The organism is Arthrobacter sp. B0427-1-12, assembly GCF_059092905.1.
The window spans coordinates 1-20,195 of sequence record NZ_JBNHIC010000033.1; the positions used below are offsets into that span (position 1 = coordinate 1).

A 20,195-nucleotide genomic window follows, 5' to 3' on the forward strand; every position below is an offset into this window, starting at 1 on the left:
CCCCCCCCCCCCCCCCCCCCCCCCCCCCCCCCCCCCCCCCCCCCCCCCCCCCCCCCCCCCCCCCCCCCCCCCCCCCCCCCCCCCCCCCCCCCCCGCCGCTCTTTCCGACGTCGATCAATCGCCGGGCAGCCGTTGGATCAGTCCTTGACCGCCTCCGCCTCAGTTTCGGTCCAGATAGTACCGGCCATCGGCTGCTCCGATTCCTCCAGCAGGTGTCCCACCAGACCGATCGCACGGGCCATCACACCCAGTCCGCGCGCCACATTCCACGGGATGCCCAGCGTAGATGCCAGGGCGCCGATGGCACCGGTGACATTCACCGGCAGCACCTTGCCGGAGCGTTCGCTGGCAATGGCGGAAATCGCCGTCATGAGCCTCGGGCCGGAGTCATCAAAGCCGAGTTCCTTGGCCAGTGCGAAGAGCCGCTGCGCCCGGGGATCCACGGGTTTGTGCACGGGGTGTCCGATGCCTGCGACCGTCCGCCCGGCAGCCTTGTGCTCGTCGAGGATCTTCGCGGCCAGGGCTCGTATCTCATCATCCCCCAGGCGTTCGCTGGCCTCCACCCCGTCCCTCCCGGCGTTCGGAAGTTCCTGCTGGCACACTTTCGCAGCGCCCTCAATGGTGCCGACGAAGGTGTTGCCCAGCCCCAGGAGCCCGGCTGCCACTGCCCCCTGGAGCGACTCCGGTGCGCCCATGATGGTCATGCGGGAGGCAATGACGCTGGGCGTGACGCCGTGCTCCACCAAGGACACCAGCAAGGCGTTGATGAGCACCGACTCACGCTCATCGGGAAGCCGCTTGAACAGCTCCAGGAAGGCGAAGTCGCCCAGGTTCACCTTGCCCAGCAGTTCGGTCAGGTCAAGGCCGTGGACATGGACGCTGTCAGGGGTTGCACGGGTGATGCCGGAACGGATCGGCAACCCGCCGCGGGTGTTTTTCGCCATGAGGTTCTACTTTCTGAATTCGGTCTGGAATCGTGGACGGATCGCTTCCGCAGCCTCAGTCCACAGGGACGGGCACAGCAATTTGTCCACTGATGGGGCGGTTGCCAGCGACGTTTTCGACCGAGCGGGCCAGGACGGCGGCCGCTTCGGCGCCGACCAGCCCTTCGGCCTTGGTCAGGATGTCGGCCCAGGTGGCGCGATCCTCGGGGGCTCCGCGGAAGGCGTCCTCGGTTTTCTCGATGACGGTTCCGTCAGTGAGCCGGACCGAGACCTCGGCCTGCCACTGGGCGGGGAAGGCAGCTTCGAGCCGGTCGCTGGTATAGCACCGGACCTTCTCCATCCAGGGCAGCAGCAGTGCGGCCACGGCCGGGGCGTCATCGAACTGGGCCACGGTGGCCCGGCCGGTGGCCAGTGCCACGGCTGCGCCGAAGGGCATATTGAACTGGGCGTCCACCGGGGTCTTGACGGTCAGCTTCCGTTCGGCCGGTTCGGACACCAGGGCGGCTCCGGCCCGGATCACACCGACCCGGATCTCGTCAATATCCTCTACCCGCAGGCCCGGGTTTTCGGCGTGGACGTCCCGCAGCAGATCGATGTTGCCGTGCATGTAACGGCAGCAGGGGTAGAACTTGATCGAGGTGTCCAGGGCGCCGCGGCCGAATTCGAGCCGCAGTTCCCGGCCGTCCACCTGCCCGGCGCCGTACTGGCGCAGGAACCCGTCTCGGCCCTCCAGCGCCTTTTCCGGCGCGGTGAAACCCGCCGCGGCCAGCCGTGCCGCCCGCAGCCCGGTGGCCGCGGCATGTCCGGCGTTCAGCCTTTTGGTCCAGGAGCCATCGGAGAGGAACTCCAAAGATCCGGCGGCCATATTGGCCGCCAGGCCCAGGGCGTGCGCGGTCCGGGACTCGTCCAGGCCCTCCAGCGAGGCGACGGCGGCCGCGGCACCCAGCGCACCGGCCACTGCCGTCGGATGGAATCCCCGCCCGTAGGCTTCCGCCGCGCCCAGCAGCGTGCCGACCGAACACATTACGTCGTAGCCGACCGCAGCGGCGGTCAGCATCTTGTCCGCGGAGTGTCCGTGGGCATCGGCCACCGCGAGCACCGCTGGGAAAACGACGACGGCCGGATGCAGCGAGGCTTCCTCGAACGTGTCGTCCAGTTCCAAGCCGTGAGCGGTGATCCCGTTGACCAGCGCCGCGTCCTCCACCGAGGCGAAACCGTCCGCCCCGTGAAGCGCCGCCGGAAAATGCTCGGTCCGCTCGGGCGAGACAGCGACGGCGGCGCGGGCGGCCACGGCCGAATCCCGCCGACTGCCGCCGGCAGTTACCGCGTAGTAGTCAAGCAGCAGCAGCCGCATCCACTCGGCAACATCCGCGGGCATGCTCCGGTGCGACACCACATGGGCGGCCAGCCGTCCGGTCAAGGTCATTTCACTCACTTCACATTCTCCAATTCTCGAGGATCCACGGCACTTGCGCCGGGGGCGGAGCTGGTGGGGGTTTCGGCTGAGTCAGGTCCCAGGCTGGACCGTTCCTTGGCCCATTGACGCAAGGTGGCGGCACGGATCTTCGTGCCATTGGTTCCGGCTGTGGTGGGCATCTCGGCAACCACATGCACCGTCGAGGGCACCTTGAACCGAGCCAATGATTCTTTGCACCAGTCCTGCAGTTCGGTCGCGGTGACCGTGCCGGCTTCCGGGTGCAACGTGACGAAGCCGATGGCCTGGTCCTCTCCATTGGGCGCTTTGAGGCCCACTACCTTGGCCGTGTCGACCGCTGGATGCTGCGCGAGCCGGTATTCGATCTCGGACGGGTGGACCAGGAACCCCTTCAGGCGCAGCACGTCCCCGATGCGGCAGAGATAGACGAATCCGCCGTCGTCGCTGATGGTGCCCAGGTCCCCGCTGCGGAACCAGCCGTCCGCGGTGAACGCCGCGGCACCTTCACCGCTGTCTCCCAGGTACGCGTTGACCACGTTGGGACCGTGGAACTGCAGTTCGCCTTCCCCGGATGGCGGGAGCACCTCCCCGCTGAAGGGATCCGCGATGCGGACCTTGATCTCCGGGGACACCGGATAACCGCCGCCGCCCCAGCGCCGGTCCTCGTCGGTATCCGGGGCCCAGAAGGCGGTGAGCGCAAAGAGCTCGGAGGATCCGTACACTCCGACCGTCGTGGTGCCGAACTCCCTGGCGGCCCACGCCGCCAGGTCCCGGGACTGCCCCTGGAAATCCGCGATTCCCATCCACTTAAGTGCGGACAGGTCCGGCCTGTCCTTCTCCCAGGCCGCGGCGATCCGGCTGAGCATGTCATCGGCACCCACAAAATGGCTGGCGCGGAATTCGGCCATGGCCCGCACCAGCTCCTGCTCGTTGAACACCGGGTGCAGCAGGATGGCGGCACCGCTGAAAATCGCCGCCATCGACGCGCTGAATCCGAAAACCCCGGAGAACGGCAGTGCTCCGATCAGGACATCGGACCCGGTCAATCCGATCCTGGCGGCATCGGCCCGGGCATGGGCAATGACGCCGGCTTCACTGTGCGCGGCCAGCTTGGGCATGCCGGTGGAGCCGGAGGTAGTGAAGGCGACGCTCAGCCGGTCGGCCGCGGGCGGTTCGGGAACGACGCCGGCACCCGGCCGCCCGGTCCCCTCGCCGTCGTGTGCCGGTACAGTCCAGACGCCGGCACCGAGGTCGTAGGCGGACGGACCCTGCGGTTCCGGCTCCCCCGGACCGGGCACCGCAACGACAGCCGGCACAGTAATTCCCGGATCCTGCGAGAGTGCCGAACGCGCGCGGTCCAGCAGGTCGAGCCGCTGGAAATCATGTGCCATGGCCAGGACCACCGGGCGGGCCTTGTGCAGGACGTGCGCCACTTCCGCCACGTTGTACCGGGTGTTGATACCGATGACGTGGGCGCCGACGGCGGAGGCGGCGAACTGCCAAGCATAGGCCTCGGACCAGTTCGGCAGCCAGGTGGCCACGCACTGTCCGCTGCCGACCTCTCGATCGCGCAGCAGCACGGCGATGCTGTCCACCCGGCGCAGGAATTCCTCCCGGGAAACCTTCCGGTATCCGCCGGCCGCCGGTTCGATGAACATGGTCGCTGCCGGGTCCTGGGCCACCGTTGCAGCCAGCACACCGTACAGCGTTGTTGCAGCTGGCTCATTCACGCTGCTCACCTGCTTCCTGTCAGGACACCGCGGCCAGCCTGGGTCAGCTGGCTGGAACCGCGCTGCGCATCGGCCTCGTGGATCCAGGTGTCGACGTGTTCGGCGAAGTCGCTCATTTCCTCCATCGGGTAATGGCCGATGCCCTCCAGATAGCTATACCGTGCTCCCGGAATTTTCGCTGCCGCAAGCTCCACACTGGTTGCATTGATCCACAAATCGTCGCTGCCGGCCACCAGGTGGGCCGGTGCAGTAATAGACGGCAGCAGGTCCAGTATGTCGTGGCTGCCCCAGGCGATCAGGTCGGATGTGGATACCTGGGGATCCTCGCGCCGGTGCATGAGGGCGATAAGTTCGCGGCGGTCCGGCGCAACGCTTCCGCCCACCACGGCTTTGGTCCCGAAATAGGTCCGGTCGGACCGGCTGGGAGCGGAAATGTCCTCCAGTTCGCGGCGCAGGCCCGCTATGTTGGCGTGGCCGCGGTCCGCATTGGCTGCCATCGCGATCACCGAATGGATGCGGTCGCCCATGCGCGCCGCGATATCGAGGGCGATCTTGCCGCCGATGGAACAGCCGACGACGACAGGCCGCTCGAGTCCGAGGGTGTCGATGAGCTGGACGCACCAGGCAGCATAGTCCGAGAGGCTGGTGACCGGCCCCGCAAGGGCAGGTTCGGAGCGCCCATGTCCGGGCAGGTCCGGGACGACCACAGAATAACCCAGCCGGGCCAGCCCGGCCGCAGCATGGCGGTACTGCACCCCGCTCTGGCCCGCAGTGTGGATACAGAAGACCGGCTGCCCGGTCCCCCACTGCTCCACGAAAGCCAGGGCTCCGTCCATAGGCAGGTACTGCGCCTTCAGTTCGATGCCGTTCATTTTGCTGGCTCCTTTCCGGCCGCTGCGCGTGCGGCATCAACAATGAGGACCAAGGCCTTAGTCATGCGGAGGTACTCTGCGCCGTTGCCCCGCACGGAGAACTGGCCCTGCATCGCCCGCTTCATGAAGTCGTTGCTGCTGCCCAGAATCAGTTCCGCCCAGACGTGCTCCGGGGCCACCAGGGTGAAATCCGCGCCCCGCAGCGAGCGGCGGGCGGCCTCAATGATCCGGCCGCGGTAGATCCGGAAATGGACCTCGTCGGCACCCGCAGCCAGGCCGATGGTCCCGTCATAGGAAGCAATGGCTGCGACAAACTCCGGGTCCGCTTCCAGGAAAGGAATCAGGGCAGTCCCCCATGCCGCGGTTCCGAACTGCAGCGCGTCGGGAACATCCTCGGTTCCCCGGGCCGCGGCCAGCAGCGCCGAGGTACCCTCCTGGACGATGGCACCGTCCTGGTTCCGGAGCACCACATGCCGGTGGATTACGCCCCGACCCGGCGTGCCGGACAGTCGCTTGCGGGTAATGGTGATTTCGCAGCTGATGTCGTCGCCGACGTAGATAGGGGCATGGTAGCGCCAGTTGCTGTCGAGCAGGGCCAGTGCCCCTGCATCCAGACCCAGTTGACGAACGAAGCCCGTGAAGATAGCCAGACCGAAGGTGCCGTGAAGCACCGGGCGGTCGAACAGACCCCCGGTTTGCCCATCCGCCCGATGGATCGGATTGTCATCTCCACTGAGCCGGGTGAAGGACTCCAGATCCTCAAGCGTGATGCGCCGGGGCCCACTCGTGAAAGTTCTTCCCAGTTCAAAATCTTCCCAATGCGTCAGCTGCTGTTCCGTCAGCAGATCCGTGCTGTTGCCGCTCATTTCCCGTCTTCCCCGTCTATGGATAACTGATGTCTTCTGCTGCCTATACTGTTCTGGCTATGCCCAAGAACGCCTCGACTCCCGCCCGGCGGGCCGCCCCGAACCGGATCAGTAGATCCGTCGTGATCCAGGCTGGCCTGGCCGCCTTCAGCGCCAAGGGCTTCAATGGCGCTTCGATGCGCGACATCGCGGCCGAGGCCCACACCAGCCTGTCCAACCTGTACAACTACTTTCCGTCGAAGACCTACCTGCTGGCCCAGCTGCTGATGGACACCGGAACCGACCTGTACGATCGGCTCGACGCCGCCGTCTCGGCCGCCGGCCAGGGTGCAGCCGCGCAGCTGGCAGCCGCCGTCGAAGCCTATGTCGGGTTCATCGTGGACCGGCCGCAGGCCTCCATCATCGGCATCAGCGAGATCCGGTATCTCGAGGGCCCGTCCCGGCAGGATGTCACCGCGGTCCGTGACCGGACCGAGGAGCTCTTCCGCGGGATCCTCGCCGCGGGCACGCAGGCCGGGGAGTTCGCTACCCCTTACCCGCGTGACGCTGCCAGGGCGATCGTCACGATGTGTTCGGCGATGTCCAACTGGTACCGGCCGGAGGGACCGCTGGGCCGGGACGAGCTGACCGCCCGGTATGTCGAGTTCAGTCTCGGTATTGCCCGCGCCGGTTAGCCGAACCGCCATCTCAGTCCGCCTCCATCCGCTGCATGGTCCGCAGGTCCGCAGCCATCCTGGCCGGTTCCCAGCCGAAGCGCCCGGCGTCCCATCCCTCCGCGAGCGCACTCCAGAAGAAGAAGCTCACCCGACGTTCCGTGAAAAGCCAGGTGCCGTCGTCGTTCTTGACCATGGTGTCCCGGTAACGGCCCGCCGCAATCTGGGCCTGCCCGTCGACGACGCATGGCTGCAGCAGCCACGTCTCGCCGGTTGCTGTGCTGCCGTCCAGATCGATGGTCTCGTTCGAACTGAAGTGCCACCACGACGTCACAGTTGACGCGTTCAGCTTCGGGAAGAACTCCAGCATTGCGGCCTTGCCGCGCGCGGTCGATAGTCCAATGAAGGCGCCGTCGTCGGTGAACAATCCGGTCAGTTCCTCCCAGCGGCCGTCGTCCAGGTACTGGCAGTACCTGGCCCGCAGCTGCTGGATGGCATGCAGGTCCTCAAGCCGCGCAATGCGCTCTTCCAGCGATTCAGACACGGGAACCCTCCTCTGCGGCAGCGGAGGCCGCTTCCCTGATGTCCTCGGAAGTCTGGTGCAGGTTGGTCCGGAACCGCTCACGGATCGTGAATACCGCGAACCAGGTGACGGCTGCCATGCCCGCGATATACAGCGAAACGGACCAGGAAACCCCGGTGGCCGCGATCAGCGAGGTCATCACGATCGGGGCCAGGCCGCCCGCGAAGACCGAGGCCAACTGGAATCCAAGCGAGGCACCGGAGTAGCGGACATCGGCCGGGAACATCTCGGCGAACAACGCCGCCTGCGGACCGAACATGATGGCGTGGATCGTAAAGCCAACAACCAGGCCGAGCGTGATCAGGACAACATTGCCTGTATCCACGAGCCAGAACAGGGGGAAGGCATACAGTCCCATCAGGACGGCACCGGTCAGGTAAAGCTTGCGCCGGCCGATCCTGTCGCTGAGGGAGCCGAAGAACGGAATCGTCAGCACCTGCGAAGACACACCGATCAGAACGCAGACGAGGATGGTGGTGCTGTCCAGGCCGACCTGCTTGACGCCGTAGCTGAGGATGCCCGAGATCATGATGTAGAAGGTCGCGTTGACCACGAAGAACGCGCCGGCCGCCTGCAGGATCTGGCGCCAGTACAGCCGCACGGCATCCACCAGCGGGGCCTTCTTCAGGCCTTTCTCCGCGGCGGTCGCCTGCGATCGTGCCTGCAGGGTCTTGAAGACGGGAGTGTCTTCGATCTTCAACTGGACGAAGATACCGATGATGACGAGCAGCAGCCCGGAAAGGAAGGGTACCCGCCAGCCCCAGGCGATGAAGTCTTCCTGGGCTACGAACACGCCGATGACCAGGAAGAACCCGTTGCCGATTACTACGCCGAGGATGGTGCCCATCTGGATCAGGCTGCCGTAGAACCCGCGCCGGTTGACCGGGGAATGCTCGGTGAGCAGCAGGGCGGCTCCGCCCCACTGGGCGCCGACGCCAAGTCCCTGAACGAGCCGGGCGACAATGAGCAGTACCGCGCCCCAGTTGCCGATCTGGTCATGGCCGGGAAGCAGGCCGATGGATGCTGTGGCCAAGCCCATCACGACCATGGAGCCGACGAGCGGGCCCTTGCGGCCGTACTTGTCGCCGAGGTGGCCGGCAATGATGCCGCCGAGCGGACGGGCGATGAATCCGACGGCGAAGGTTCCGAAGGCGGCGATGGTGCCACCTGCGCCGCCGAGTTCGGGGAAAAACACGATGCCGAACACCAGGGCTGCGGCGGTGGAGTAGATCAGGAAGTCGAACCATTCCAATGCAGTTGCAAAGATCGAGGCCGCCGCCAGACGGCCCATCTTGCTCTGAGGAACCTTGGCATCTGCGGGGGTCGTCGAAACGTTACTAGGTGCCACGACACTCTCTCCTTCGAAAGCGGGCTATATGAACGAACGTTCTTGCTTATGGAAGTGTGTCAGAGACCACAGTCGGGAGTCAAGGTATTTCAGCATCCTTCACCGACCGCCTTAAGGGACTGCTAAGAAAACGCCCCAACCCTACAAAAGCCCCGTGAGCTAAGACACATTGAATGCAGACCCCGAGCAACAGCTCAACGCCGAGCAACCAAGAGGAGCATCAATGTCGCAGCAGACCCTCGCACAACCCGGCCGCAGCCGGGTAGTGCGGAACGTTGTCCGAGGATGCATGGGCAACCTGATCGAGTGGTACGACTGGTTCGTCTACGCATCCTTCAGCATCTACTTCGCCGCCACCTTCTTCCCGGAAGGCGACCTGACAGCACAGCTGCTGTCCACCGCCACGATCTTCGCGGTCGGCTTCCTGATGCGGCCGCTGGGCGGCTGGATCCTGGGCATGTTCGCGGACCGCTACGGCCGCCGCAACGCCCTGACCGTGTCCGTGCTGATGATGGGTGTCGGCTCCCTCATCATCGGCTTGACCCCCGGCTATGATGCCATCGGCCTGCTGGCCCCGATCCTGCTGGTGGTCGCCCGCCTGCTGCAGGGCCTGTCCGTCGGCGGCGAATTCGGCTCCAGCGCCACCTATCTCTCCGAAGTGGCGACGCCGGGCCGGCGCGGCTTCTTTTCCAGCTTCCAGTACGTCTCCATCATCATGGGTCAGCTCTCTGCCCTGCTGATCCAGATCGTCCTGCAGCAACTGCTGACCAGCGAGCAGATGTATGCCTGGGGATGGCGCATCCCGTTCGTCATCGGCGCGGCAGCCGCTGTCGTCGTGCTGTTCCTGCGCCGCGGCATGGACGAATCGGAGCACTACAAGGCTGAAAAGGCGAGCTCCGCCGGCGCCCCGTCCAAGGACCGCACCGGCCTGAAGGCCCTGCTGAAGTACCCGCGCCAGTTGGCGGCCGTGTTCGGCCTGGCCCTGGGCGGCACCGTCGCTTTCTACACGTACACCACGTACATGCAGAAATACATGGTCAACACCTCGGGCATCGACAAGGAAACCGCCTCGGTCATCAACTTCGTCGCGCTGTTCATCTTCATGTTCCTGCAGCCGATCGCCGGCGCCATCTCCGACCGCTACGGCCGCCGCAGGGTCATGCTGTTCTTCTCCATCGGCGGCACGCTGCTGACCGTCCCGCTCCTGACCATCCTGGGCCACACCAGCAACCCGTTCGTGGCATTCGGCCTGATGATGACCGGGCTGGTGTTCGTCACCGGCTACACCGCCCTGAGCGCGATCGTGAAAGCGGAGATGTTCCCCACCCACGTCCGGGCCCTGGGTGTCGGCCTGCCCCACGCCGTCGTGGCCGCGGTTTTCAGCGGCACGCTGGAACCGATCGCCCTGGGCATGAAGCAGGCAGGCATCGAACCGGCGTTCTTCTGGTACGTAACCGGCTGCATCGCACTGACCCTGATCGCCTCGATCATGCTCAAGGAACCCTCGAAGAACTCCACACTGGAAACCCCCACGGCGGAGACCGCAGCGGAGCCGGCCACCGAGAAGGAGCCTGCCGGCCTGTCCAGCCGAGCCTAACCCATCAGGTGCTTGTGTCGGTGCGGGAATGTCCCGCACCGCCATCGGTGCGAAAGGAATGCTCGCGGACACCACGCCTATTTTGAAGAGTGCCGGGATATCGCCGGTCCAATGGCCCTTGGCCTTCTGGCCGAATCGGCCCGAGAGTCCCGGACGGTCTAGAATTCATCCTCAGTGGCCTGCGCCACTGAGGATGCGCGGAGGGAGAATCAGCCACATGCAGGTTGCGGTCGTCGAAGACGACGATGGCGTCGCCGGCGCCCTGGTCGACGGCCTTCAGGCCTACCGGATTCCTGCGGCCCGTTTCGCCCGCGGCGCGGACATCCTCACCCGGCATCCGGGGTTCGACGTCATCCTGCTGGACCTGGGCCTGCCGGACCTGGACGGCCTTGAGGTCCTGCGCCAGCTGCGCCAGGTCTCCGCCGTGCCGGTCATTATCCTGACCGCCCGGGATGACGAACGGTCCGTGGTCCGCGGACTGCGCAGCGGCGCCGATGACTATCTGGTCAAACCCGCCCGGATGGCGGAGCTGCTGGCCCGGATCGAGACGGTCCGCAGACGGGCGGCCAGAACGACGGCGGCAGCCGCCGCATCGAGGACCCGCACCTTCGGCGACATCACCGTGGACCTGGATTCCCGGTTGTTGACCATCACGGGCAGTCCGGTCCCCCTGACCACCAAGGAATTCGAACTGCTGGCCGCGCTGGTCGACAACCCCGGCGCCGCGGTCAGCCGGCAGCAGCTGATGGACCAGATCTGGGGTGATGCGTTCGTGGCGGTCTCCCGCTCCCTGGACGTGCACATGACGGCGCTGCGCTCCAAGCTGGGACGCCCCGGCCTGATCGAAACCATCCGCGGTTTCGGCTACCGCTGGGTCGGCTGAACGCCGCCATGCGCACCCGCCTGCTCCTGGTGCTGGCCGTCCTCGGCGCCGTCGCCGTGACGGCCTTCGCCGTTCCCCTCGCCGTCTCCACGGCCGAGGCCCGCACGCGCGACTTTGTGCTGGGCCGGGACGCCGACCTCCAGCGCTTCACCATGCTTGCCGACAGCTACGTCACCACCGGCAAGCCGGGTCTGCTGTTCGAGGAAATGGACGCGTACCACGAGCTGTACGGCGAGGCCCTGGCCGTCGTCTCCACCCGCGGCACCGCACCCTACACCGCCGGCACCAGGCTGGATAACCCGCAGGTAGCCGAGGCCGTCAGCCGGGCGCTGCGCAATGAGCGCTCCTCGGCAGTGTCCATCCTGGCGCCCTGGAGTCGGGACACGGTGGTCTTTGCCAAGCCGATCGGCACTGGCGCCCAGGTCAACGGCGCCGCAGTGATCGCCGCGTCCACCGAATCCGCCCGGAGGGATGTCGGCATGCGCTGGCTGCTCATCGGCCTGGGCGTCGTGGCCGCGCTGGCCGGCTTCGGGCTGCTGGCCGCCGCGGTCAGCGGCTGGGTCCTGCGCCCGCTGGAGCGGCTCAGCGGCCGGATCCTGCGGCTGACCGGAAGCCTCCCGTTCCGGGACCAGTACGACGACGGCGGCTCGGCGGAGGATGCCGAAGCCACCAGTGGCGGGCCACCCGAACTCCGCGAGGTCTCCCGGTCCTTCGACGTCATGTCCTCGGCTGTCCTGCGGTCCGCCGAAGCCCAGCGGCGGCTGGTCGCGGATACCGCGCACCAGCTCCGGAACCCCCTGGCCGCACTGCAGCTGCGGCTCGATTCACTGGCACCTCAGGTCCAGGACGGCGGCCGGACCAGCTACGGCAAGGCAATGGCCGAGGCGGACCGGCTGAAGGACATCCTGGATGACCTGCTGGCACTCTCCTCCGCCGAAACTCCGCGCCCGGGCAAGGGCGGGCCGGACCAGCCATGCGTGCCGTATCTGGTGTCCGCCGACCGGGTGGACTTCTGGCACGAAACCGCCGCCGCGGCCGGGGTCACCCTCCGGCTGGCGGACACGGGCAGGCAGCTGACGGCGGACGTGGACCGCAGGGATCTGGAACAGATCCTGGATGTGCTGCTGGACAACGCCTGCAAGTACGCCGGTCCCGGAGCAACCGCTGAAGTGCGCGTCGGGCAGGACACCGCCGCTTCCTGGACGGACAGAACCGTATCGGTGACGGTGGCGGACAACGGCCCCGGTGTTCCCGCCGCCGACCTCGGCAGGCTGACCGAGCGCTTCTACCGGGGCCCGGAGGGTTCCGCGGACAGTGGCCCCCACGCGCAGGGCAGCGGCCTGGGGCTGGCCATCGTCGAGGCACTGGTGAAGGCCAACAGCGGGAGCCTTTCGCTGGCCGGGTCCGGCGGCGGCGGACTGGCCGTGACGGCGACCTTCCGCTGTCTTCCGGAAACCGGCGGCGCTGGGAGGTCCGGATGAACAGACATGGACTCACCCGGCGGGCATTCCTCGGTCTGGCTGCGGGAGCCGGCCTGGCCGCCTGCTCCCCCACCCGCCCCGCCTACAGCATCGGCGCCGGCGAGGACCGCGGCTTCTTCTCCGAATTCGCCCACCTGCTCTCCGCCGCCACGTCCCGCTCCGGTGCTCCCTTCACGCTGGCGCCGCGGCCCACCGCCGGGACCTTGCAGAACATGGGGCTGCTGCGGGCCGGGGAAACGGATCTGGCCCTGGCCCTGGCGGATGCGGCTGTGGCGGACGCAGAGGGGCTGCACGCCGTCGGACGCGTGTACCTGAACTATGTGCAGCTGGTGGTACCCGCCGATTCCCCCGTCCAGGCCCTGCCGGAGCTGCGCGGCGCAACCATGAGCATCGGCGCCCCGGAATCCGGAACCGCGCACGTCGGTTACCGGGTGCTGGAAGCCAGCGGCCTGGCAGCAGACGAGGTGAACCTAGTGGAGGTCCCGCTCACCGGAATCCTGGATGCCCTGGGCGCCGGCACCATCCAGGCGGCGCTCTTCGCCGGCGGAGTACCCAACCCGCCGGTGGACCCGGAAGCCGCCGGCCGCGGTCCTGCCAGTGGCATCCGCCTGCTCGATCTGTCCCACGAACTGGCGGTCCTGCGCGAAGGGTTTGGCCCGGTCTATGAGCCGGTGACCATTCCGCGCGGCATCTACGGTGCCGCCGGCGAAGTGGCCTCAATCGGCGTCGCCAGCCTGCTGCTGGCCCGCGCCGACCTTCCCGACGACGTCGTCGGCCGGGTGGTGGATGTCATGGTGCAGCGCTCGGCGGAACTGGTCCCGGCCGGCGCGCTGGGCGTGCAGTACCTGGACCCCCGGTCCCTGATCTACACGTCGGGCATCCCGCTCCACCCGGGCGCGGCGGCCGCCTACCGGCGGCACCACGGTTGACGACACCAACCGCTCAAGCCAATGCTCAGGCGGAAGCCAGCCCGCCGGCGCCGTCCTTCTCCTCCTGAGCAGCGGCGACGCGCTCATCGAAGTGTGCCGCAAGCAGTTCACCCGCGTGGGCGATGTGCTCGGTCATCGCCGTCCGCGTGGCCTCCGGGTCCTTGGCACGGATGCCCTCCAGCAGCCGGCCGTGGTCCTCGACCGTGGCCTGCGGCCAGCCGTGGATGGACGAATAGAACTGCCGCGGAACGTACCGGGTGATCAGGCTCAGCGCCCAGATGATCTTCCGGGAATCCGCCATCAGGTTGATCTGGCGGTGGAAGTCGTGGTTCTTCTCTTCGAGCAGCTCGTGGTTGTTCCGCCGGGCCGCCGCGATCAGCTCATGGTGGAGCGCATCCAGTTCGTCAATCTGTGCCTCCGTGGCATTGGCAGCGGCGCGGGCCGCGAGCTCCCCCGCGATCAGGGCCTGGACCTGGAACAGATCCCGGATGTCCTTGCCCGTCAGCGGCGCCACCAGGAATCCGCGCCGCGGCACCAGATCCAGGAAGCCCTCCACGCGCAGCGCCTGCAGCGCTTCCCGCGCCGGGGTGGTGGAGATGCCCAGTGCCTCGCCAATGGTCTCCGGCCGCACGGATGACCCGGGACGCAGCTCACCGGACATGATCAGCCCCCGCACATAGGCGGACGCCTCATCGCTCAGCTGCGGACGGACACGGCCCCGGGGACTGCGGCTGTTCATCAACGCTCCCTCTTGTAACATTTCCACCCTTGGATCACCCCTAAGATACGGCATGCGCTCCGGACCGTTGTGCGGAGCCCGGAGCGCATGCGTGACGTCCAGAGTCCGTTAGGCCCCGACGCCGGCCAGGCCCAGTTCGGCCAGGATCTTGTCCGTATGCTCGCCGATCGCCGGCACCGGATCCATCCGCACGGCCGCCTCGCGGGAGGTGACCGGCGGAATCAGGCTGCGCAGCGGCCCCACCGGGGAGGCCACGTCCCGCCAGCGGTTGCGCTCGGCCAGCTGCGGATGCGCGGAGAACTCATGCATATCGCGCAGCTGGGCATTGGCGATGCCTGCGGCATCCAGCCGGGCCAGCACGTCCGACGCCGGCATCCGGCTGAGCGTGGCATTGATCGCCTCATGCAGGGCTTCCCGGTGGTCCACCCGCAGCGCGTTGCCGGCGAACCGCGGGTCCTCCGCCAGTTCGGGCTGCTCCAGCACGCCGGAGCAGAACTTGGCCCACTCGCGCTCGTTCTGGATGCCGAAGAACACGGTGCCGTCCGCTGCCGGGAACGGCCCGTAGGGGGCGATGCTGGCATGCTGGGCGCCGCTGCGGGCCGGCGGGGCACCGCCGTATTCGGCGAAGAAATACGGCTGGGCCATCCACTCCCCCAGCGCCTCCAGCATGGAAACCTCCAGCACGTCGCCGCGCCCGGTGGAGGCGCGCTGCAGCAATGCGGTGAGGATGCCGGAGTAGGTGTACATGCCGGCGCAAATGTCCGCGATCGACACGCCGACCTTGGCCGGTGACTCGGGCGTACCGGTCACGCTGAGCATGCCGGCCTCGCACTGTACCAGCAGGTCGTAGGCCTTCTTCTGCTCATAGGAGCCGCCGCGGCCGTAGCCGGAGATGGAGGCGTGGATCAGCTTCGGATTCAGGGCCAGGGCCTCGTCCGGTCCCAGGCCCAGGCGTTCGACGGCTCCCGGCGCCAGGTTCTGCACCAGCACGTCGGCCCGGGACACCAGTTCCTTGAGCACGGCCAGACCGGACTCCGACTTCAGGTCCAGGACGATGCTTTCCTTGCTGCGGTTCAGCCAGACAAAGTAGCTGGCCATCCCGTGCACCTTGGTGTCGTAGCCCCGGGCGAAGTCGCCGGTATCCCGCTCCACCTTGATGACACGGGCGCCCAGGTCCGCCAGCTGCCGGGTGGCAAACGGTGCGGCCACGGCCTGCTCGAGCGAAACGACCGTGATTCCTTGCAGCGGCAAGCGTGCCATTACTGCTCCTCTCCGGCCCGTGCCAGGATCCGCTTGGCGCGCTCCGTGACCGGGCGGTCGATCATCTGTCCGTCCACTTGCGCGGCGCCGCCCTCGGCGCCGATCACCGAACGGGCCCACTGCACCTGGGCGTCGGTAGGGATAAACGCGTCCTGTACCGGGGCCAGCTGCGCCGGGTGGATGCACAGCTTGCCCCCGAAGCCGAAGCTGCGGCCCAGCCGTGCGGAGGCAACCACCGGCTCGGCGTCCCGGATATCGGTGGCCGGCGAGTCCAGCGGAGCGGTAATTCCCGCGGCCCTGGATGCTACCACCAGCGCGGAGCGGGCGTAGTCCAGGAACCGGTCGCTGCCGGCATCGGCATCCGCATCGATGTCCAGCGCGTAGTCGATGGCACCGAAGGCCAGCCGGGTCACGCCCGGCACCCGCGCCAGCTCGACGGCGTTCACCACGCCGGCGGCGGACTCAACGAGCGCCACCAGCGCCAGGCCGGCGGGTGCCAGCCGTTCGGCAAGTTCCCGGAGGACAGCCGGGTCCTCGGCCTTGGGCACCACCAGGCCCAGCAGGCCGTGACCGGCTGCTCCGGCGAGCTGCAGCAGCGCGGAGGTTTCGGCGTCGTAATTCTGCGTCCCGGGCGGGTTCACCCGCACCAGCGCACGGAAGCCGCCGGCCTCCGCCGGGGACAGCGCGCGCAGCGCCGCGGCCAGCGCCTCGGCCTTGTGCGCCGGGGCCACCGCATCCTCCAGGTCGACGATGACGACGCCGGCACCTGCCGCGGCTGCCTTGGCAAACCTTTGGGGACGGTCACCCGGGACGAACAATGCAGTCACCGCGCCGGCGACCTGTTCCGCCGGGGTCAGCTTCGTGTCCTCAGCGACGGCTGCACTCACTGGAAGTCCTCCACCGACGGAAGGGAGGACTCGTCCGGGCGGGCGGAATCCACCGAGGGCAGGAAGCCCTTCTTGTAGACCATGAAAGTGCGCCGGTAGGTGATCACGATTTTACCGTCCTGGTTGTAGCCTTCTGTGGCGACCGTGACCAGACCCAGGTTCGGGCGGGACTTGGATTCACGGAGGGCCAGCACCTTGGAGCGGGAGTAGATGGTGTCGCCCTCGTAGACCGGGTTCGGCATACGGACCTCGTCCCAGCCCATGTTGGCGAACACATTCATGGACAGGTCGATCGTGGACTGGCCCGTGACCAAGGCCAGGGTGAACGTCGAATTGACCAGCGGGCGGCCGAACTCGGTCTTGGCGCCGAAGTTCGCATCCACATGCGTCTTGGAAACGTTCTGCGTCGACAGCGTAAAGGACTGGTTGTCCGCCTGCGTCACGGTCTTGCCGAACGGGTGGTAATAGATGTCCCCCACGGTGAAGTCCTCGAACAGGCGGCCGGTCCAGCCTGCTACCTCGCGTCCGCCCTGGATCTGTTCCACGGTATCCCTCATAGCTGGTCTCCTTTGATCGCTTCGTGAATCACGCTAGCAGTGAATATATTTTGTTTTCCTCCACTCTTCCCCCTCGAGGCCGAGTTGTCAACGCGAAAAGAGGCGGGCACACCAACTATGGGATCCTTGATTGCCTCCAATATATTATGTACTCTCGGTTGCAGTTCATCAGGAACCCAGTCAAGGAGCAACGATGCCCAACCAGAACCCCGACCTTGAGCACCTGCGGCAGCAGACCCGCGACCTCTGCGCCCAGTTCCCGGACGAATACTGGCGGGAAACGGACCGCAACCGCCGCTACCCGCAGGAATTCGTGGACACCCTGACCGAAGCCGGCCTGCTCTCCGCCCTGATCCCCACCGAATACGGCGGCCTGGGTCTGGGCCTGGCCGAGGCCAGCGTCATCATGGAGGAAATCAACAAGTCCGGCGGCCACTCGGCGGCCTGCCACGCGCAGATGTACACCATGGGGGCCCTGCTGCGGCACGGCAGCGAAGCGCAGAAGCAGGCCTACCTGCCGCAGATCGCCGCCGGCAAGCTGCGGCTGCAGGCCTTCTCCATCACCGAGGACAAAGCCGGCTCGGACACCACCAGCATCGAAACCGAAGCCGTGCGCGACGGGGACGACTACATCATCACCGGGCACAAGAGCTGGACCAGCCGCATCGACGAATCGGACCTGGCCTTCGTGCTGGCCCGCACCTCCGAGAAGCCCCAGGGCCCGGGCACGGACAAGACGCACGGCATCACCCTGTTCCTGGTGGACCTGCGCCAGGTCCGCGCGGAGCAGCCGGACACCCTGAAGGTGGTCAAAGTCCGCACCATGTTCAACTACGCCACCAACCAGATCTTCTACCAGGGCATGCGCGTTCCGGCGTCGGCCGTCATCGGCCAGGTGGACAAGGGCTTCCGCTACGTCATTGACGGCTGGAACGCCGAGCGCATTCTGCTCGCCTCCGAAGCCATCGGCGACGGCTACTGGTTCACCCAGCGGGCCGTGGACTACGCCAATTCCCGCGAAGTCTTCGGGCGGAAGATCGGCACCAACCAGGGCGTCCAGTTCCCCATCACCGACGCCTACATGAAGGTCCGGGCCGCGGACATGATGCGCTACGAGGCCGCCCGGCTCTTCGACGCCGGCGAGCCCTGCGGCGCGGAGGCCAACATGGCCAAGCACCTGGCCTCCGAGGCCAGCTGGGCCGCGGCCAACGCCTGCCTGGACACCCACGGCGGCTACGGCTTCGTCGACGAGTACGACGTCGAGCGCAAGTTCCGCGAAACCCGCATGTTCCAGGTCGCCCCGGTCAACAACAACATGATCAAGGCCTTCGTGGCCACCAAGGTCCTGGGCCTGCCCCGCTCCTACTGATTCCCGGCCACCACGACGCTGGCCCCTGAGTCCGAATATACGGAACCCAGGGGCCGGCGTCGTTCTGCCCAACATTGCGGGAACCGCTAAGGGAACCCCGGCGCGCGGGCTGAGCGTGGACATGCCGCGATCGATCGATGTGCCGGCTGGTCGAAGCATGGTCTCCGTTGATATCCCCGATGGTTACGTTTTGAGAATTTCCAGCGGTTCCTGATGCCGCTTCCGCGGCTTTCGCCCGCCGCGCGGCAAAAGGCACCAACGCCGAGAGCAGGGCAGTGATGATTGCCCCCCGGTATGGCGGTAATCATGGGGCCACTTAGGGCTGGATTCAAGTCCTGTGCTTGCCTCGCTCCTACTGAAGACCGGGACAGACGAGGTCCCGGCCAGTCTCCGCCTGGTCCCTTACACCCGTTGCCACTGGGGCTTGTTCTCCCGCGTGTGGTCGTAGTACTCCCTGCCACGGAGCTCCCCCGCTGCCACCTCGTCCACGACGACAGTCACCCGCGGATGCAGTTGCAGCGCGGTCGCCGGGCAGAACGCTCCAATCGGCCCTTCGGCCATCTGCGCCACGGCGCGGGCCTTGGCGGCGCCGGTTGCCACCAGCAGCAGGGACCGCGCCTCCAGAATGGTTCCGACCCCCTGGGTGATGCAGTGGATCGGAACCCGGGCGGCCTCGCCGCCGAAGAAGCGGGCGTTGTCCGCCCGGGTGCGCGGCGAAAGGGTCTTGATCCGCGTGCGGCTGGCCAGGGAGGAGGTGGGCTCATTGAAGCCGATATGCCCATTGGCCCCGATGCCCAGCAACTGCACGTCGATCCCACCGGCGTCGATGATGGCCTGCTCATACGCGGCGCATGCGGCCGGCAGGTCCGCTGCGCACCCGTCCGGAACCTGCACCCGCGACGCATCCAGGCCCAGCGGGCGGGTGACCTCGCGGTTGATCACAGAATGGTAGCTCTCGGTATGACCCGGCGCCAGGCCGACGTACTCGTCCAGCGCGAAGGCACCCACGCGGCTCATGTCCAGCCCGGCCCGGGCCAGGGCCGCGAGCTCGGCGTAGGTAGCCAGCGGACTGGAACCGGTGGCAACCCCGAGCACGGCGTCCGGTTTGTTCCTGATCACCTTGGCGATCATGCGGGCGGCATAGGATCCGACGGCTGCGGCGTCTGGCAGGACGATGATTTCCATGCCTCCAGTGTAAACGGGAAACCAGAATTGATACGTACCAATTTTCTCTAGTGGGGCTGAAATCGTGCGAAACAGAACTAGAATGGGTCAGAGATCCGAACCAATTCGACCAACCCAGGAGGAACAGCGGCGGTGGAGGGCAACGCAGCAGGCATGGTTTCCGCGGCGGAAGGACGGCAGCTTCCCAAATACGAGGCGGTCGCGGATGCACTCGGGGAGCGTGTTCGAACCCTTGGCGCCCACGATCCGCTGCCCACCGAACGTGAGCTCATGACCGAATTCGAGGTCAGCCGGGATACGGTCCGCAAGGCGATCCAGCGGCTCGCCGCCCGAGGTCTCGTCTACAACATCCACGGTTCGGGCACCTATGTGGCCGACCCGGCCATGATCGCCAAGACGCTGCGGCTGACCTCCTTTTCCGAGGACATGCGCGAGCGCGGCCTGGACCCGTCCAGCAGGGTCCTCGCCGCGGAACGCCTCCCGGCCGACGAGAACGTTGCCCGAGAACTGGGCCTGGAGCCGGGAGCGCCGGTCCATTACCTCCGCCGCCTGCGCCTGGCTGGGGGCACACCGATGGCGATCGAATCGGCCTACCTGACGATCGAGGCCGCCGGCCTGGACGGCCTCGACCCCCAAGGTTCGGTCTACGACCAGCTCGCTGCGCGCGGCAGCCGGATCGAGCGTGCGACGCAGACCATCAGCGCCGTGAACCTGGACCGCAATCAGGCGCACATCCTGGATCAACCAATCGGAGCCGCTGCCATCAGGGTGGACCGCACCGGCTATACGGACCGCGGCCGGGCGGTGGAACGCACGGAAACCCTCTTCCGCGGCGACCGCTACAGCTTCGAACTCGTCGTCTCCCGGGAACTGTAAG

General features: G+C 67.0%; 19 protein-coding genes. 7 read left to right on the forward strand and 12 right to left on the reverse strand.

Annotated features, from left to right (window positions below; translation table 11 throughout):
* Positions 1 to 137: 137 nt before the first annotated feature.
* From AC5RWU_RS17030 to AC5RWU_RS17050, 5 genes are read right to left on the reverse strand one after another with little or no spacing between them, the layout of a single operon-like run.
* Positions 138 to 944, reverse strand: a complete 807-nt coding sequence (locus AC5RWU_RS17030) for a citryl-CoA lyase (RefSeq protein ID WP_494031572.1) — start codon at positions 942 to 944, stop codon at positions 138 to 140.
* A gap of 55 nt (positions 945 to 999) precedes the next feature.
* Positions 1,000 to 2,370 (reverse strand): MmgE/PrpD family protein, encoded by a 1,371-nt coding sequence (locus AC5RWU_RS17035; protein WP_494031610.1) that lies wholly within the window; start codon positions 2,368 to 2,370, stop codon positions 1,000 to 1,002.
* A gap of 5 nt (positions 2,371 to 2,375) precedes the next feature.
* Positions 2,376 to 4,109, reverse strand: coding sequence for an AMP-binding protein (locus tag AC5RWU_RS17040; protein ID WP_494031573.1), 1,734 nt, complete (start codon positions 4,107 to 4,109; stop codon positions 2,376 to 2,378).
* A gap of 5 nt (positions 4,110 to 4,114) precedes the next feature.
* Positions 4,115 to 4,981, reverse strand: a complete 867-nt coding sequence (locus tag AC5RWU_RS17045) for an alpha/beta fold hydrolase (protein ID WP_494031574.1) — start codon at positions 4,979 to 4,981, stop codon at positions 4,115 to 4,117.
* Positions 4,978 to 5,847 carry a MaoC family dehydratase gene (locus AC5RWU_RS17050; RefSeq protein WP_494031575.1) on the reverse strand — a complete coding sequence of 290 codons (870 nt, stop codon included), beginning with the start codon at positions 5,845 to 5,847 and terminating at the stop codon, positions 4,978 to 4,980. Before AC5RWU_RS17050 ends, AC5RWU_RS17045 begins: the two co-directional genes overlap by 4 nt.
* A 29-nt stretch (positions 5,848 to 5,876) precedes the next feature.
* Between AC5RWU_RS17050 and AC5RWU_RS17055 the strand changes: the two genes are divergently transcribed.
* Entirely contained in the window at positions 5,877 to 6,521 is a 645-nt protein-coding gene (locus AC5RWU_RS17055; protein WP_494037102.1) for a TetR/AcrR family transcriptional regulator, read from the forward strand.
* A gap of 13 nt (positions 6,522 to 6,534) precedes the next feature.
* On the opposite strand, the gene AC5RWU_RS17060 is transcribed toward AC5RWU_RS17055, so the two are convergent.
* The gene (locus tag AC5RWU_RS17060; RefSeq protein ID WP_494031577.1) at positions 6,535 to 7,044 is read right to left on the reverse strand and encodes a nuclear transport factor 2 family protein; all 510 of its coding nucleotides are present in this window, start codon (positions 7,042 to 7,044) and stop codon (positions 6,535 to 6,537) included.
* Positions 7,037 to 8,431: an MFS transporter gene (locus AC5RWU_RS17065; RefSeq protein WP_494031578.1), complete on the reverse strand. Its 1,395-nt coding sequence runs from the start codon at positions 8,429 to 8,431 to the stop codon at positions 7,037 to 7,039. Before AC5RWU_RS17065 ends, AC5RWU_RS17060 begins: the two co-directional genes overlap by 8 nt.
* A gap of 223 nt (positions 8,432 to 8,654) precedes the next feature.
* Here AC5RWU_RS17065 and AC5RWU_RS17070 point away from each other — a divergent pair, with 223 nt between their 5' ends.
* The 4 genes from AC5RWU_RS17070 to AC5RWU_RS17085 all read left to right on the forward strand — a co-directional run bounded on the left by AC5RWU_RS17070 (position 8,655) and on the right by AC5RWU_RS17085 (position 13,321).
* Complete coding sequence (locus AC5RWU_RS17070; protein ID WP_494031579.1) at positions 8,655 to 10,028, forward strand: MFS transporter; 1,374 nt, start codon at positions 8,655 to 8,657, stop codon at positions 10,026 to 10,028.
* Between the two features lie 217 nt (positions 10,029 to 10,245).
* Positions 10,246 to 10,911, forward strand: coding sequence for a response regulator transcription factor (locus tag AC5RWU_RS17075; RefSeq protein WP_494031580.1), 666 nt, complete (start codon positions 10,246 to 10,248; stop codon positions 10,909 to 10,911).
* 8 nt (positions 10,912 to 10,919) lie between these two features.
* Entirely contained in the window at positions 10,920 to 12,392 is a 1,473-nt protein-coding gene (locus AC5RWU_RS17080) for a sensor histidine kinase (RefSeq protein ID WP_494031581.1), read from the forward strand.
* Complete coding sequence (locus AC5RWU_RS17085; protein ID WP_494031582.1) at positions 12,389 to 13,321, forward strand: TAXI family TRAP transporter solute-binding subunit; 933 nt, start codon at positions 12,389 to 12,391, stop codon at positions 13,319 to 13,321. Before AC5RWU_RS17080 ends, AC5RWU_RS17085 begins: the two co-directional genes overlap by 4 nt.
* A gap of 25 nt (positions 13,322 to 13,346) precedes the next feature.
* Here the strand turns inward: AC5RWU_RS17085 and AC5RWU_RS17090 are convergent, their stop codons facing one another.
* From AC5RWU_RS17090 to AC5RWU_RS17105, 4 genes are all read right to left on the reverse strand, one after another.
* Positions 13,347 to 14,060 (reverse strand): GntR family transcriptional regulator, encoded by a 714-nt coding sequence (locus AC5RWU_RS17090; protein ID WP_494031583.1) that lies wholly within the window; start codon positions 14,058 to 14,060, stop codon positions 13,347 to 13,349.
* A gap of 108 nt (positions 14,061 to 14,168) precedes the next feature.
* Positions 14,169 to 15,320, reverse strand: coding sequence for a CaiB/BaiF CoA transferase family protein (locus AC5RWU_RS17095; RefSeq protein WP_494031584.1), 1,152 nt, complete (start codon positions 15,318 to 15,320; stop codon positions 14,169 to 14,171).
* Complete coding sequence (locus AC5RWU_RS17100) at positions 15,320 to 16,207, reverse strand: HpcH/HpaI aldolase/citrate lyase family protein (RefSeq protein ID WP_494031585.1); 888 nt, start codon at positions 16,205 to 16,207, stop codon at positions 15,320 to 15,322. The genes AC5RWU_RS17095 and AC5RWU_RS17100 overlap by 1 nt, the downstream gene beginning before the upstream one ends.
* Complete coding sequence (locus AC5RWU_RS17105) at positions 16,204 to 16,764, reverse strand: MaoC family dehydratase (RefSeq protein WP_494031586.1); 561 nt, start codon at positions 16,762 to 16,764, stop codon at positions 16,204 to 16,206. The genes AC5RWU_RS17100 and AC5RWU_RS17105 overlap by 4 nt, the downstream gene beginning before the upstream one ends.
* A 193-nt stretch (positions 16,765 to 16,957) precedes the next feature.
* Between AC5RWU_RS17105 and AC5RWU_RS17110 the strand changes: the two genes are divergently transcribed.
* Positions 16,958 to 18,133: an acyl-CoA dehydrogenase family protein gene (locus AC5RWU_RS17110; RefSeq protein ID WP_494031587.1), complete on the forward strand. Its 1,176-nt coding sequence runs from the start codon at positions 16,958 to 16,960 to the stop codon at positions 18,131 to 18,133.
* A gap of 402 nt (positions 18,134 to 18,535) precedes the next feature.
* Here the strand turns inward: AC5RWU_RS17110 and nagB are convergent, their stop codons facing one another.
* Entirely contained in the window at positions 18,536 to 19,318 is a 783-nt protein-coding gene (gene nagB, locus AC5RWU_RS17115) for a glucosamine-6-phosphate deaminase (RefSeq protein WP_494031588.1), read from the reverse strand.
* Between the two features lie 132 nt (positions 19,319 to 19,450).
* On the opposite strand from nagB, the gene AC5RWU_RS17120 reads away from it, so the two are divergent.
* Complete coding sequence (locus tag AC5RWU_RS17120; RefSeq protein ID WP_494031589.1) at positions 19,451 to 20,194, forward strand: GntR family transcriptional regulator; 744 nt, start codon at positions 19,451 to 19,453, stop codon at positions 20,192 to 20,194.
* The last annotated feature ends 1 nt before the right edge of the window (position 20,195 follow it).

Excerpts from the sequence above, each read along its gene's own strand:
- AC5RWU_RS17030 (WP_494031572.1), bottom strand. The coding sequence starts at position 944 with ATGGCGAAAAACACCCGCGGCGGGTTGCCGATCCGTTCCGGCATCACC.
- AC5RWU_RS17035 (WP_494031610.1), bottom strand. The coding sequence starts at position 2,370 with ATGACCTTGACCGGACGGCTGGCCGCCCATGTGGTGTCGCACCGGAGC.
- AC5RWU_RS17045 (WP_494031574.1), bottom strand. The coding sequence starts at position 4,981 with ATGAACGGCATCGAACTGAAGGCGCAGTACCTGCCTATGGACGGAGCC.
- AC5RWU_RS17050 (WP_494031575.1), bottom strand. The coding sequence starts at position 5,847 with ATGAGCGGCAACAGCACGGATCTGCTGACGGAACAGCAGCTGACGCAT.
- AC5RWU_RS17055 (WP_494037102.1), top strand. The coding sequence starts at position 5,877 with ATGTCTTCTGCTGCCTATACTGTTCTGGCTATGCCCAAGAACGCCTCG.
- AC5RWU_RS17070 (WP_494031579.1), top strand. The coding sequence starts at position 8,655 with ATGTCGCAGCAGACCCTCGCACAACCCGGCCGCAGCCGGGTAGTGCGG.
- AC5RWU_RS17075 (WP_494031580.1), top strand. The coding sequence starts at position 10,246 with ATGCAGGTTGCGGTCGTCGAAGACGACGATGGCGTCGCCGGCGCCCTG.
- AC5RWU_RS17080 (WP_494031581.1), top strand. The coding sequence starts at position 10,920 with ATGCGCACCCGCCTGCTCCTGGTGCTGGCCGTCCTCGGCGCCGTCGCC.
- AC5RWU_RS17085 (WP_494031582.1), top strand. The coding sequence starts at position 12,389 with ATGAACAGACATGGACTCACCCGGCGGGCATTCCTCGGTCTGGCTGCG.
- AC5RWU_RS17090 (WP_494031583.1), bottom strand. The coding sequence starts at position 14,060 with ATGAACAGCCGCAGTCCCCGGGGCCGTGTCCGTCCGCAGCTGAGCGAT.
- AC5RWU_RS17095 (WP_494031584.1), bottom strand. The coding sequence starts at position 15,320 with ATGGCACGCTTGCCGCTGCAAGGAATCACGGTCGTTTCGCTCGAGCAG.
- AC5RWU_RS17105 (WP_494031586.1), bottom strand. The coding sequence starts at position 16,764 with ATGAGGGATACCGTGGAACAGATCCAGGGCGGACGCGAGGTAGCAGGC.
- AC5RWU_RS17110 (WP_494031587.1), top strand. The coding sequence starts at position 16,958 with ATGCCCAACCAGAACCCCGACCTTGAGCACCTGCGGCAGCAGACCCGC.
- nagB (WP_494031588.1), bottom strand. The coding sequence starts at position 19,318 with ATGGAAATCATCGTCCTGCCAGACGCCGCAGCCGTCGGATCCTATGCC.